The following is a 13,812-nucleotide window of genomic DNA, read 5'->3' as shown; positions in this document are numbered from 1 at the left end:
GTGGCACACCGTCCCGGTGGCGTCGGGCAGCACGGCGCCCTGCGGCGCGACGCGGCCCTCGTCGCCGCGGGCCAGCTCGCCGCGATCGCCAGCGCGTTCCTGTTGACCGTGGTCGGGGCGCGACTGCTGCCGCCGGAGGAGTTCGGCGCGCTGTCGTGGGGGCTGAGCTGGCTGACCTTCCTCTCGGTGCTCGCCCAGTACGGGCTGACCCAGGTCGCGACGATCGCCCTGGCCCGCGGGGACACCCGCACGCACGCGAGCCTGCTGCGCCGGCTGCTCGCCGCGCAGGCCGTCGGCGTGGTCGTGGTCGGGGCGCTCTGGTGGGGCGGCGTCGGCCCCCTCGCCGCCGCGTCGGGCACCCCTCCGGAGGCCTACCGCCCCCTGGTCCTCCTCGTCGCCGCCTGGCTGCCGGTCGCCGCCGTCGGGCCGGTTCTGGTCAACGCCTTCCGCGCCCGCGGCCGCTTCGGCCTGTCGCTGGTGTTCGGCGAGCACGTCCGCCGGGTCCTGCTGATCGGCCTGGTCGTGCTGCTGGCCACCACGGCGAGCGTCCTCCCGTCCCTGGAGACGGCGCTGTGGTGGGCCGTCGGGCTGGAGACGGCGTGCTACCTCGTCGGCGTGCTGTGGCTGTTCCAGGAGGTGCGCAGCCGGCAGGCCACGGAGGCCGACTCCTCGCCGTGGCAGCTGCTGCGCTCGGGCGGGCCGTTCACGCTGGCGACCCTGGCGTCGGTCACCGTGCCCCAGGCCGGCACGTGGCTGCTCGCCGCGCTCGCGCCGGTCGCCGAGGTCGCCGTGTTCGCCGTCGCGGTGCGCATCGCGGTGCTGTTCGCGGTCCCGGTGGCGATCGGCATGCGGACGCTGGCCCCGCGGATCGCCGCCGCCTCCGCCGACGGCCGGCTCGCCGACCTCGCCGAGCCGGTCCGGCGGTCCGCCGTCTGGTCGACCGCCGTCACCGCGGCGGCCGTCCTGGCCCTCGCCGTCGCCGGCCCCGTCCTCGTGCCCGCCGTGTTCGGGGACGAGTACGCCGACGCCGTGGTCCCCGCCCTCGTCATGGCCGTCGGTGTCCTGGTCAACGCCTGGACCGGGCCCTGCTCGGTGGTGCTCTCGCACGCCGGGCAGCAGCGCCTGGTCGCCGTCAGCGCGCTGGCGTCGTCGGTGGCGTTCGTCGCGCTGTCGACCTGGTGGGGGTCGACGTGGGGCGCGACCGGTGTGGCCGCCGCCGCGGCGGTGGCGATGAGTGCCCGCAACCTGCACCTCGCGTGGGCGGCGGCCCGCACGCTGGGCATCCGTACGATCGCGCTACCGGCGCGGAAGGGACCCCGATCGTGACCCCCCAGTTCCTGATCATCGGTGCCGCGCGGTCGGGGACGACGGCGCTCTACCAGTACCTGGTCGAGCACCCCCGGCTGTTCCTCACCGAGCCCAAGGAGCCGCACTACTACGCCCTTGCCGGGACGACGCCGTCGTTCACCGGTCCGGGCGACCGGCAGACGATCAACCGGCTGGCGGTGACCGATCCGGAGGCCTACCGGGCGCTCTACCGCGGGGCGCGGCCGGACCAGGTGCGCGGCGAGGCGTCGGTCTCGACCATGTACTACCCGGAGGCGATCGAGCGGATCCGGGCCGACGTCCCGGACGCGCGGCTGGTCTGCATGCTCCGCGACCCGGTGGACCGCGCGTTCTCCGCGTACGGCTTCATGCGCACCCGCGGGTTCGAGCCGTGCGACACCTTCGAGGAGGCGCTGGCCGACGAGGCCCGCCGGATCGAGGCCGGCTGGCACCACATCTGGCACTACACCGCCATGGGCCGGTACGGGGAGCAGTTGGCGCACGTGCTCGAGGTGTTCCCCCGCGAGCAGCTGCTGGTGCTGCGGCACGAGGACATGTCCGCCGACCCCGACGCCGTCCTGGCCCGGGTGCACGAGTTCCTCGGCGTGCCGGTGCTGCCGCACACCGTGGACCCCGATCCGCACCGGTCCGGTGAGCCGCGCAGCACGCTGCTCAGCCGGCTGGTCAGCACCCCGCACCCGGCCAAGCGGTTCGTCGCGCGCCTGGTGCCGAAGGCGCTGCGCCGCCGGCTGCGCCGGGAGATCGTGCGGCGCAACGTCGTCCGGACCAGCTACCGGCCCGAGACCCGGCGGCAGCTGGTGGAGACCTTCCGCCCCGACCTCGACCTGCTCGAGCGGGGAACCGGGCTGGACGTCTCCGCCTGGCGGTCCCCGGAGCGCGCGGCGACGGGCCGGTCGTGACCCGCGCTGGGGGGCGGCTGGTCATGACCGTCCGGCTCCCCGACCGCACCGGCGCGGCCAAGATGGCGCTGGGCTTCGCGCAGGCGCTGCGCGGGGCGGGCCACGAGCTCACGCTCGTGCACGGCGCCGTCCCGCCGGGGGTGCCGAGCATCCTCCCCGACTTCGCCGCCATCGGTGCCCGGACCGTCCTCGAGCCGCGGCTGGAGCGGCCCTGGGACCCCCGGCTCGTCCCGGCGCTGGCCGCCCTGGTGCGCCGCGACGGCGGCCGCTGCGTGATCGGCGTCAACCAGCGCGACCGGGCACCGGCCCTGCTCGCCGCCGCCCGCGCCGGCGTCCCCGGCGTGCTGATGGTGCAGAACCAGCACCACTTCTGGGGCCCGCGGCCGCTGGCCGCGCTCAAGCGCCGCGGGTACCGGACGGTGGTGGCCCGGGCGACCACGCTGGCCGTCTGCACCTCCACCGTCGTGCAGGACGAGATGACCGCCTTCGGCGTCCCGGCCGAGCGCACCGTCGTCCTGCCCAACGGCATCGCCGTGCGCCCGCCGGTCGAGCTGGCCGCCGCAGAGCGGGCGCGGCTGCGCGCCGAGCTGGGCGCCGCCGAGGGCGACGTGCTGCTGCTCAACGTCGGCCGGCTGGACCCGCAGAAGGGCCAGGACCTGCTGCTGGAGGCCCTGGCCGGCCTCGACGCGCCGGTGCACGTCGCGCTGGTCGGCTCGGCCGGGGACTCGGTCGGCGCGCGCCGGACGGCGGAGTACGAGGCGTCGCTGCACCGCCGGGTGCGCGAGCTGGACCTGGCGTGCACCGTCACCTTCCTCGGCTGGCGCGACGACGTCCCCCGGCTGCTGGCCGCGGTGGACGGCTACGTGCACACCGCCCGCTGGGAGGGCCCGGCGCTGCCGCTGGCCGTCATGGAGGCCATGGCCGCCGGCTGCCCGACGGTCTTCACCGACTGCTCCGGCCGCCCGCCGGTGTTCGAGGAGCCGCGGCACGGCCTGCTGGCCCGCAGCGGGGACCCGGCGTCGATCCGGCAGCGCATCGCCGACCTGGTCGCCCTGCCGCCGGCCGAGCGCGCGGCCATGGGCGCCGGGGGCGCGGCGCTGATCCGCGCGCACTACCGGGTGGAGGACCTCGGCCGCACCTTCGCCGGGCTCATCGACGACGTGCTGCAGCGCGCCGGCCGCGGGTGACCAGCTGCTCGTAGAGCTCGACGTGCGCCCGCACCATCGCCTCGGGGGTGAACCGCTCGAGCAGGCGGCGCCGGCCGGCCGCTCCGAGACGCGCCGCCAGCCCCGGGTCGGTGAGCACGCGGACCAGGTCCCGGGCGAGCTCGTCCTCCGCGCCGGGGGGCGACAGCAGCCCCGTCTCCCCGTGGACGACGACCTCCGGGACCCCGCCGACGGCGAAGCCGACCACCGGCTTGGCCGCCGCCATCGCCTCCAGGTTGACGATGCCGAACGCCTCCCAGCGCGACGGCAGGGCCAGGACGTCGATCGCCCGGACGACGTCGGCCAGGTCGTGCCGCCACCCGGTGACGTGCACCCGCCCGGCGAGGCCCAGCTCGGCGGCCAGCCGCTCCACCCGGGCCCGGTGGGTGCCGTCGCCGACCACCACGACGGAGGCCCGCGGCACCGCGGCGGTCACCGCCACCGCGGCGCGGACCAGGGTGTCCGCGCCCTTCTGCTCCTCGACCCGCCCGATCAGCGCGACGAGCAGGGCGTCCGGCGGCAGCCCGAGCTCCGAGCGCAGCCGGGCACGGTCGGCGTCCGTGCCGTCGCGGACCGGCATGCGGCTGGCGTTGGGGATGACGGTGACCCGCCCCGGCCGCAGCACCCGCGAGCGGAGACCGACGTCGCGCATGAACACCGAGCCCACGACGGTGTGCGTGGTGATCCGGTCCAGCGCCCGCTCGGCCAGCCGGAAGAGGGTGCGCCGCGGCTGCGGAACGGCGTCGTGGCCGGCGAAGGCGTGCACCATGTGCACCCGCACCGGCGTCCGGCAGCTCCAGGCCGCGACCCGGCCCATCGCGCCGGCCACCGACGTGTGCGTGTGGACGACGTCGTACCGGTTGCGGCGGATGTCGGCGCGCAGCCGCCCGAACTGGCGGAGCAGCTCCAGCGGGCTGTCCGGGGATGCCTGCTTGAAGTGGCCCACCCCGTGGGAGGGCGCGTAGTCGACGACCCGCAGGCCGGTGGCCCGGATCTCGTCGTCCAGCGGCCCGCCGCCGGAGAGGGCGACGGTGACGTCGAACCGGTCGGGCGGGAGCAGGGCCGACAGCTGGAGCACGTGCTCGGCCGCTCCCCCGACGGTGATGCCGATGACCTGCAGCACGCGCAGCCGGTCGCTCACCGGCCCCCTCCCCCGGCGCTGACGCTGGGCCAGCAGGACAGGTCGCGGCCGACGATCCGCCGGAGGTCGCGCAGGTCGTCGGCGAAGGACTCCGCCAGCCGCTGCCGGGTCGCGGGGGCGACGGTCGCCTGCCGCAGGTTGGCCGACCGGATGCGCTCCCGGGACCGCTCGGGCACCAGCTGCTTGACCAGCCGGCGGGCGGTGGGCGAGCGCCGCAGCAGGTCCATGGCGCCGGCGACCGACCGGCTGCGCGGGACGCCCCCCTCGTTCACCGGGCGGGCCGCGTCGATCGGCACGTCCGGGTCGACGTCCAGGAACCCCAGGACCCGCCGCAGCTGACCGGCGGGGTCGGCGGCGAACTCCTCCTGGACGACCACCAGCAGCCGGTCCCCGAACGTCTCGGCGAACGGCGCGAGCTGCTCGCCGTAGCGGCTGAGCCGGGCGAACTGCCACATGTGGCTCCAGCCCGCCCGGGTGCGCTCCTCCTCCGCGGCCAGGCACTCCTCGAACGACCCCGCGTCGTGCCCCCGCGAGCGCAGGTACTGCCAGCTGGAGAAGGCCCGGTCCACCGGGTCCCGGAGCAGGACGACCAGCCGGCAGCCGGGGGCGCACAGCTGCTGGATCGCCGGGACGGACGCCTCCGGGTAGCACAGCGTGCTCACCGACCCCTCGCCGCGGCGGCGCTCCGGCCGGCCGGCGAACAGCCCCCGCCAGCTCTCCTCGTCGCGCACCGCGGTGCGGTTGATGAGGTCCGCCCCGGGCCCGGCGAAGCGCGGGCCGCCGCCGGGGAACGCGAGGAAGTGCGGCTCCTTGGGGTCGGACACGAAGACGTCCGGGTGCTCCCCCAGGAAAGACGCCAGCGCGGTCGTCCCGCTCCTGGCCGCCCCGATGACCAGGAAGTCCGGGGCGTCGTCCACCGGCCGGATGCTACCGGCGTCGGCTCCCGGCCCCGGCGCAACGACGCCCCCGGATTGGGGGGAGGACGGACCCACGCGCGGGAGTGTGGCGATCACCGCCCGCCGACGAACCTCTCCCTACGACGACAGGCAGGGGTTCGACATGATCGACGTCGGGGGACGGCAGATCCGGGAGACACTCGATCCCGAGGCCGTGCGACACGTGCTCGACGGGTCGGTGCGCACCGCGCCGCGCCCGGACTCCGCCGCGCTGCACCTGCCCGACGCGGAGTCCCGGGAGCACCGCGGCCTGTTCCGGGCCCTGCTGCTCGTGCTGGACGCCGTCGCCCTGGCGCTGCCCACCCTGTGGCTGGGCACGCCCGTGTCCCAGGTGGCGGTCCTCCTCGTGGGCACCCTCGCCGTGCTCGCCTCCTTCGGCTCGCACCGGCCGCGGATCTCCCTGTCGGCCCTCGACGAGGCGCCGCGTCACCTGACCCGGCTCGGTCTGGGACTGCTGCTGGTCGCCCCCGTCGCGCACGCCATGGGTGCCGACCTGGCGCTGGCCGTGCACCTGCTCTGGGCCGTCCCCTGTTTCGTGGCCGGCCGCAGCCTGGGCTACGCCCTGGTCCGCGGCGCGCGCCGGCGTCGCCTCGTCGGCTCCCCCACCCTCGTCCTCGGCGGCGGCCGGCTCGGGATGGACCTGCTGACCACCCTGGACGAGCACCCCGAATACGGCCTGCGCGGGGTCGGGTTCCTCAGCAGCGGGTCCCCGCTCGACGAGCGCGAGCCGCTGGGCCTCATGGAGGACCTCGACCTGGTCCTCGACACCTACGGCGTCCGCAAGGTCGTCGTCGCCTACGGGCCGACCCGCGAGGCCGAGCTGGTCGGCCTGGTGCGCAGTGCCGCCGAGCGCGACATCGAGGTCTACATCGTCCCCCGCTTCTTCGACGTCGGCCTGTCCCCCAACGGCCCCGACGTCGAGGACCTCTGGGGCATCCCGCTGCACCGGGTGCGCCGGGCCGCCCTGCGCCGCGGCGTGTGGCGGGTCAAGCGGGTCATCGACGTCACCGTCTCCGGGGTCTCGCTGACCCTGCTCGCGCCGCTCATGGCGCTGCTCGCCCTGGCCGTGCGGATCAGCAGCCCCGGCCCGATCCTCTTCCGGCAGCCGCGCACCGGGCACGACGGCGCGGAGATCTCGATCCTCAAGTTCCGGACGCTGCGCCCGGCCGCCCCGGTGTCCGCCGCCGCGACGACGGGCTCGCCGCGCAGCACCATGCACGCCCGCCAGATCGACGTCGAGCAGCGCCAGACCCGGATCGGCAACGTCCTGCGCCGGACCAGCCTGGACGAGCTGCCGCAGCTGTGGAACATCCTGCGCGGCGACATGTCCCTGGTCGGGCCGCGGCCGGAGGAGCGCACGTACGCCGCGCAGTTCGCCGACTCGGTCTACGGCTACCGCGACCGGCACCGGCTGGCCGTCGGCCTCACCGGCTGGGCCCAGATCCACGGCCTGCGCGGCGACACCTCCATCGAGGAGCGCGCCCGCTTCGACAACTCCTACATCGAGCACTGGTCGCTCTGGCGCGACCTCGTGATCCTCGTCCGCACCGTGGCCGCGGTGAACCGGCAGGCCTTCACGGCCGTGCGGTCCGCCGCCCGCTGAGCTCCCGGCTCCACCCGCTGCACCGCTCCCCGTCCCCCGCACGAGCCCGCTCCGGCCCGGCCGGCGCCTCCCCCGAAACGAGAGCCCCCCGATGTCCGACCGCACCCGCAGAGCCCGCCGCACGCCCAGCGGCCCCGAGCTGAGCCGCCGCGGCCTGCTGTTCCTGGGCGCGTCCGGCCTGGCCGCCGTGCCGTTCCTCGGCGGCCCGACGCCGGCGGCCCCGGGAGGCGGGCTGCGCACGGTGGGCGACGAGGAGAACGTCCTGGACCTCAAGGACTTCGGCGCGAGGGGGGACGGCGTCCGGGACGACACCCGCGCGGTCCAGCGGCTGATCGAGAGCTCGGCGCGCCGCAAACAGATCGGGATGATCCCCAAGGGCACCTACCGGATCACCGCCAGCCTCCTCGTGCCGTCCGGGACGCAGCTGTACCTCGCCCGCGGCGCCCGGCTGCTCAAGGACTGGGTCGCGCCGGTCGGCCTGCAGGACGCCCTGCTGCGCAACGCCGACCTGTCGCAGCCGCTCACCGGCGTGCAGATCACCGGGCCCGGGACGATGGGCGCCCGCGACCACACCAAGACCGGTGTGGTGATCGGCCTCTACGGGCACGACGTGCTGCTGCGCGACCTCACCATCGACACCTACTCCGGCGGCCAGGCGATCATGTACGCCGGCGACCGGGGCCGGATCGACAAGGTCACCATCCGCAACAGCGCGGAGGAGACCGGCACCGGCGGCATCCGGGTGTTCGGGGGCAGCGACTTCCTGGGCACGAACTGTCACGTCGAGTCCGGCGACGACTGCTACCAGTTCGTGCCGATCGGCAATCCGCTGGCCGAGCCCGCCCTCTACAACCAGAGCATCGCGCGGGGCCGGTTCGTCGACTGCACCGGGCTCAGCACCGTGAGCCGGTTCATGGTCGCGCTGCTGGAGTTCACCGGTGGCGAGCCCGGCACGACGGACATGAACGCCTCGGTGACCGACTGCGCCTTCGAGCGGTGCAGTGGCGCGGCGACCAACCGGGGCATCGTGGTCAAGAACAGCCACAGCACGGGCAGCATCGAGCGGATCGCCTTCACCGACTGCACGGTCGACATGGCCGGCGCCGCGGACGCGTCGACGCAGGAGATCCGCATCCAGACCGACGCCGGCACGGGCGGCGCCATCACGGGGGTCACCTTCACCCGGACCAGCATCACCAACCCGGTGAACAGCATCCTGCGGGTCGGCGGCCCCAACATCAGCGGCCTGACCTTCGACACCTGCGACTTCGCCGCGCCGTCCGGCGCCGCTCCGCTCGTCGCCGTGGTGGACGGCGCCTCCGACGTCACGTTCCGGGGGTGCTCGTTCAGCGGCACCGCGAAGAACGCCACCGGCGTGGCCACGAGCAAGCGGCTGCTGGTGGCCGGTCCGACCGCCCCGGTGACCAACCTGGTCGTCGACGGCAGCCGCTTCACCGACATCGGGAACACGTTCTTCGGCGTCGACGTCATGTCCGCCACCGGCGCCACGATCTCCGGGTCGACCTTCACCGCTCTCGCCGGGGCGACGACCGCCCGCGCCGTCCGGGTGCTGCCGGAAGCCGCGAACGTGGTCATCGGCAGGAACGACGTCTCCGGCATCAGCCACGCCGCGCCGGTCCTGGACCGCGGCGTCGGCACGGTGGTGGCGGCCGGCCCCGGCGCCTGACCGGTCCGGCCGTAGTCTGCCGGCCTGATGGACCACGGCGTCCCGGACCGGCCGCGTCCGGCGGGCACCCCCGAGCCGTCCTCCGCGGGCGGCCGGCTGGTGACCCGCCGGAACGCGCTGCTGCTCGGCGCGCTCGGGGTGGCCGGGGTGGTCGCGGTGCCCGTGGTGTCCGCGCTCCGCACCCCGGCGCCGTCCCCGTCGAGCGCGCCCGCGGCGCCGTCCCCGTCGAGCACCCCGCCCGCGGCGTCGGCGTCGCCCGCCCCGGGCGGTGCGCTCGACCCGCGGGACTTCGGCGCCGTGGGCGACGGCCGCGCCGACGACACCCGGGCCCTGCAGGACCTGGTGGACGCCTCCACCGCGCAGGGGGCGGTCGCGGTCGTCCCGGCCGGCACCTACCGCTGCACCGCCGGCCTGCTCCTGACCACCGGCGCGCGGCTGCAACTGGCCCGCGGCGCGCACCTGCTCAAGGACTGGGCGGCCGAGACCGGGCTGGTCAACGCGTTCCTGCGCAACCGCGACTTCGCGGTGAAGGCAGACGGCGTGCAGATCACCGGGCCGGGCACGATCGGCGCCCGGGACCACAGCAGCACCGGCGTGGTCCTGGCGCTGTACGGCGACGACGTGCAGCTGCGCGAGTTCACCATCGACACCTATGCCGGCGGGCAGGCCGTGATGTTCGCCGGCGACCGGGGTCGCATGGACGGCGTCACCATCCGCAACAGCGCGGTGTCCACCGGCACCGGCGGGATCCGGGTGGTCGGCGGTGCGGACTTCCTCGCGACCGGCTGCCACGTGGAGTCCGGCGACGACTGCCTGCAGTTCGTGCCGATCGGCAACCCCGACGCCGTCCTCTACGACATGGACATCACCGGCGGCAGCTTCGTCGGGTGCACCGGCACCAGCACCACCAGCCGGTTCATGGTGGCGCTGCTCGAGTTCACCAGGGGCGAGCCCGGCACGACCGACATGTCCGCCTCGGTCGTCGACTGCTCCTTCCGCGACTGCCGCGGGGCGGGCACCAACCGCGGCATCGTCGTCAAGAACACGCACAGCCAGGGCCGCATCGCCGGCGTCTCGTTCACCGACTGCTCGGTGGACATGTCGGGCGCCGCCGACGCCGAGACGCAGGAGATCCGCATCCAGACCGACCCGTCCTCGCGCGGGTCGATCTCCGGGATCACCTTCACCCGCACCGACGTCACCCGACCGGTCAACAGCACGGTGCGCATCGGCGGGCCGGGCATCAGCGCCGTCACCTTCGACGGCTGCGCCTTCACCGCGCCGTCGGGCGCGTCCCCGCTGACCCTCGTCGCCGACCAGGTCGACCAGCTCGTGGTGCGGGGCTGCACGTTCACCGGCGCAGCCGGCAAGCGCCAGCTCGTGGCCGGACCGGGGCAGGGCGTGACGGCGCTGTCGGTGGAGGACAGCCGGTTCACCGACGTCCCCGACGGCGTCTGGGCCGTCGACCTGCTCGGCGCCCCCGGCGCGCGCGTCGCCGGCTCGACCTTCCAGGCCGCCCCCGGCGCGACGGACGCCCGGGCGATCCGGGTGTCGCCGGCATCCACCGGGGTCGTGATCGAGCACAACGACGTCACCGGGATCGGCCACCCGGCGCCGATCACCGACCGTGCCGACGGCACGACGATCCGGAGCAACCGCGGCGCCTGACCCCCTCGGGCGCTCACCGTCGGTAGTCCCATCGGGCGCGGTCCGGCACGGATCACGGAGCGCCGTCCGCACCGCGCGACCCGACTGGCGGACCGGTCGGTTCCGCTGCATCCTTCCCGCACCATGCACCGGGGCGCCGCGAGACGCTCCTCGAGTGACGGGCCTTTCCCCCATGGACGTCGACACCGCCAGCCCCCCGCCCCGCTCCCCGATCCTGGCCGCATACCCGGTGCTCAGCCGGCGCGACGTCCTGGTCGTCGGGGGCCTCGCCGCCCTGCCGCTGCTCGTGCCGTGGGGGCACCCCCGGGCGTCGGGGGCGGTGGTCCTCAACCTCCGGGACTACGGCGCCGTGGGCGACGGCGTCGCCGACGACACCGCCGCCGTGCAGAAGCTCATGGACGCGACGGCGACGCAGGCGGCCGTCGGCGTGGTCCCGGCCGGCACCTACCGCTGCACGAGCAGCCTGCACCTGCGCACCGGGGTGCAACTGCAGCTGGAGAGCGGCTCCAAGCTGCTCAAGGACTGGGCCGTGGCCCCCGGCCTCGCCGGCGCTTTCCTCCGCAACGCCGACTTCGCGGCACGGGCGAACGCGGTCCGGATCACCGGGCCGGGCACGATCGGCGCCCGGGACCACAGCCGGACCGGCGTGATCCTGGCCGTGTACGGCGACGACGTGCTGCTGCGCGACTTCACCATCGACACGTACGCCGGCGGGCAGGCGGTCATGTTCGCCGGCGACCGGGGCCGCATGGAGCGGGTGCGCATCGTCAACAGCGCGCGGACCACCGGCACCGGGGGCATCCGGGTGATCGGTGGCACCGGCTTCCTCGCGACCGCGTGCCACGTGGAGTCCGGCGACGACGCCCTCCAGTTCGTGCCCATCGGCGACCCGAGTGCCCTGCTCTACGACCTGCCGATCAGCGGGGGCAGCTTCGTCGGGTGCACCGGCGCCAGCACCACCTGCCGGTTCATGGTCGCCCTGCTGGAGTGGACCGGCGGCGACACGGCCATGAGGAACGCCGCGATCACCGACTGCTCCTTCCGCGACTGCCGGGGGAAGGGCGCCAACCGCGGCATCGTGGTCAAGAACTCACACGGCACCAAGGCCATCGCGCGGCTGTCGTTCACCGACTGCGCGGTCGACATGGCCGGCGCCGCGGACGCCCAGGCGCAGGAGATCCGCATCCAGACCGAGCCGGGGCGGGGAGCGATCACCGACCTCACCTTCACCCGGACCAGCATCACCAACCCGGTGAACAGCGTGCTGCGGACCAGCGGCCCCGGCACCAGGGGCGTCACCTTCGACCAGTGCACCTTCGCGGCCCCGTCGGGCGGCACGGACGTCGTCGCGGTGGTCGACGGGGGCGCGAACGTGCGGATGCGGCGGTCCTCGTTCGCCGGCACCCGGGGGAAGCGGGTGCTCGTCGCCGGGCCCATCGCGCCGGTGGGCAGCCTGACGGTCGAGGAGTGCCGGTTCACCGACATCGGCAACGACCGGTGGGGGGTCGACCTGGTCGCCGCTCCCGGGGCGCGCGTGGCGACCTCGACCTTCACGCGGGCCGCAGGGACCACGACCGCCCGTGCGGTCCGGGTCTCGGCGGCGTGCAGCGGAGTGGTCATCGAGGGCAACGACCTCACCGGGCTCACCAGCACGACCAAGATCACCGACAACGGGACCGGCACGATCGTCCGCAACAACCGCGGCGCCTGACCTCCTCAGCGGGACGGCGGGCGCGGAAAGCCGCCGACCAGCTGCTCGAAGGCGTGCGCCACCTTCAGGCAGGTGGTGTCCTCGAACCGGCGGCCGACCAGCATCATGCCGACCGGGAGCCCCTGCGAGAGCCCGGCCGGGACGCTGGTGGCCGGGTGCCCGCTCACGTCGAACGGCGCGCAGTTGACGATCATCTCCAGCGCCCGGGCGACCCGGACCTCGATCGGGTCGTCCGCCGCCGGGATCTCGGGGGCGACCATCGGCACGGTGGGCATGACCAGCAGGTCGACGTCGGCCAGCGCGGCGTCGTACTGCCGGCGCACCTCGACGGCCAGGTTCTGCGCCATCGCGTAGTGCCGGGTCTGCTCCCGCTCCATCGACCAGCGGCCGGCCAGCGCCACCGCGGTCACCGTCGGCGACCACCGGTCGACCACCTCGCGGCGCTGGCGGCCGTAGTGGGCGACCAGCTCCGGGTCGTAGCGGCCCTCGTAGTTCCACCCGTAGCCGTTGCCCTCGATCATCTGCACCGTGGCGCCGTCGGTGGCGATGACGTTCCAGACGTGCAGGGCGTGCCGGTGCCAGGGCAGGTCGACGTCGACCACCTCGATGCCCAGCTCGCGCAGCCGGCCCGCGGCCGCGCGCACCGTGTCGTCCACGCCCGGCTCGGAGAGCTCCTCCCAGCCGAAGCCCTGGGCGACGACGCCGACCCGCAGGCCGGACACGTCCCCGCCGAGGGCATCCGCGTACTGCTCGGGGGCCAGGTCGGCGGGCTGGCGCGGGTCGTTCCCGTCGCGGCCGGCCAGGACGTCCAGCACGGCCGCGGCATCGGCGACCGTGCGGGTCATCGGGCCGAGGTGGTCGAGCGTCAGCTCGATGGGGAACGCCCCGGTGTAGGGCACCAGGCCGTGCGTGGGCTTGTGGCCGACGATGCCCGAGAACGCGGCGGGCATGCGGATCGACCCGCCCTGGTCCCCGCCGAGGGCGAGGTCGACCTCGCCGGCGGCGACCAGCGCGGCGCTGCCGCTGGAGCTGCCGCCGGTCGTGCGGGACGGGTCCCAGGGGTTGCGCACGGGGCCGGTGACCGACGTGTGGCTGCCGCCGGAGAAGCAGAGGTCCTCGCAGACGGCCTTGCCCGCGACCGTCGCACCCGCCTCGAGCAGGCGGGTCACCACCGTCGCGTCCTCGGCCGGCACGTACCCCTCGACGGTGTGCGAGCCGTTCATCATCGGGACGCCGGCGACGGCGATGTTGTCCTTGACCGCCACGGTCCGCCCGGCCAGGGGACCGTCGGCGGCACCGTGGATGTCGGTGGTCACGTACCAGGCTCCGAGCGGGTTGTCGGTCTCGGCGGGGCGGGTGCTCGGCCGGTCGCCCGGCGCCTGCGGGGCGATGCCGGCGTAGAGCTCCTCGACCGCGTCGTAGGACGTGAGGAAGGCAGCGACGATCGGCGTGTAGGCGGCCACCTCCTCCGGGGTGGGCTTCATGCCGTAGCTGGCCGCCAGCGCGGCGACCTCGTTCTCGTCCGGCGGGCGTACGGGCACGGCTGCCTCCTCGGGCGCGGCGGGGTGCACTGGTGCTGCGCAAGCTTGCGACGC

The 13,812-nt window shown here is 75.1% G+C and carries 10 protein-coding genes; 7 read left to right on the top strand and 3 right to left on the bottom strand.

Going from position 1 to position 13,812, the window contains the following annotated elements:
* The 3 genes from MY526_RS04530 to MY526_RS04520 are packed head-to-tail and all read left to right on the top strand — an operon-like array spanning position 1 to position 3,433.
* Positions 1–1,326 (top strand): lipopolysaccharide biosynthesis protein, encoded by a 1,326-nt coding sequence (locus tag MY526_RS04530; RefSeq protein WP_436690981.1) that lies wholly within the window; start codon positions 1–3, stop codon positions 1,324–1,326.
* Positions 1,323–2,246 carry a sulfotransferase family protein gene (locus tag MY526_RS04525; RefSeq protein ID WP_436703331.1) on the top strand — a complete coding sequence of 308 codons (924 nt, stop codon included), beginning with the start codon at positions 1,323–1,325 and terminating at the stop codon, positions 2,244–2,246. The genes MY526_RS04530 and MY526_RS04525 overlap by 4 nt, the downstream gene beginning before the upstream one ends.
* Positions 2,243–3,433, top strand: coding sequence for a glycosyltransferase family 4 protein (locus MY526_RS04520; RefSeq protein ID WP_436690985.1), 1,191 nt, complete (start codon positions 2,243–2,245; stop codon positions 3,431–3,433). Before MY526_RS04525 ends, MY526_RS04520 begins: the two co-directional genes overlap by 4 nt.
* Here the strand turns inward: MY526_RS04520 and MY526_RS04515 are convergent.
* Both MY526_RS04515 and MY526_RS04510 read right to left on the bottom strand, forming a co-directional pair.
* Positions 3,396–4,592 carry a glycosyltransferase gene (locus MY526_RS04515; protein WP_436690987.1) on the bottom strand — a complete coding sequence of 399 codons (1,197 nt, stop codon included), beginning with the start codon at positions 4,590–4,592 and terminating at the stop codon, positions 3,396–3,398. The two genes, MY526_RS04520 and MY526_RS04515, sit on opposite strands and share 38 nt — an antisense overlap.
* Positions 4,589–5,509 carry a sulfotransferase family protein gene (locus tag MY526_RS04510; RefSeq protein ID WP_436690989.1) on the bottom strand — a complete coding sequence of 307 codons (921 nt, stop codon included), beginning with the start codon at positions 5,507–5,509 and terminating at the stop codon, positions 4,589–4,591. The genes MY526_RS04515 and MY526_RS04510 overlap by 4 nt, the downstream gene beginning before the upstream one ends.
* A 142-nt stretch (positions 5,510–5,651) precedes the next feature.
* On the opposite strand from MY526_RS04510, the gene MY526_RS04505 reads away from it, so the two are divergent.
* The 4 genes from MY526_RS04505 to MY526_RS04490 all read left to right on the top strand — a co-directional run bounded on the left by MY526_RS04505 (position 5,652) and on the right by MY526_RS04490 (position 12,217).
* Complete coding sequence (locus MY526_RS04505) at positions 5,652–7,151, top strand: exopolysaccharide biosynthesis polyprenyl glycosylphosphotransferase (protein WP_436703330.1); 1,500 nt, start codon at positions 5,652–5,654, stop codon at positions 7,149–7,151.
* Positions 7,152–7,242: 91 nt separating this feature from the next.
* Positions 7,243–8,838, top strand: coding sequence for a glycosyl hydrolase family 28-related protein (locus MY526_RS04500; protein WP_436703329.1), 1,596 nt, complete (start codon positions 7,243–7,245; stop codon positions 8,836–8,838).
* Between the two features lie 27 nt (positions 8,839–8,865).
* On the top strand, positions 8,866–10,506 hold the full coding sequence (locus MY526_RS04495; RefSeq protein WP_436703328.1) for a glycosyl hydrolase family 28-related protein: 1,641 nt from the start codon (positions 8,866–8,868) through the stop codon (positions 10,504–10,506).
* A 172-nt stretch (positions 10,507–10,678) separates the two neighbouring features.
* Positions 10,679–12,217 (top strand): glycosyl hydrolase family 28-related protein, encoded by a 1,539-nt coding sequence (locus MY526_RS04490; RefSeq protein WP_436703327.1) that lies wholly within the window; start codon positions 10,679–10,681, stop codon positions 12,215–12,217.
* A gap of 5 nt (positions 12,218–12,222) precedes the next feature.
* Here MY526_RS04490 and MY526_RS04485 read toward each other — a convergent pair whose 3' ends face one another.
* A complete protein-coding gene (locus MY526_RS04485) occupies positions 12,223–13,758 on the bottom strand; it encodes an amidase (RefSeq protein ID WP_436703326.1) in 1,536 nt (511 codons plus the stop codon).
* Positions 13,759–13,812: the final 54 nt, after the last annotated feature.

The sequence above is a fragment of the Geodermatophilus sp. CPCC 205761 genome, assembly GCF_051383655.1.
Taxonomy (GTDB): Bacteria; Actinomycetota; Actinomycetes; order Mycobacteriales; family Geodermatophilaceae; genus Geodermatophilus.
Note: the sequence above shows the minus strand (reverse complement) of the source record. Positions and strands in the feature narration are given on the sequence as shown.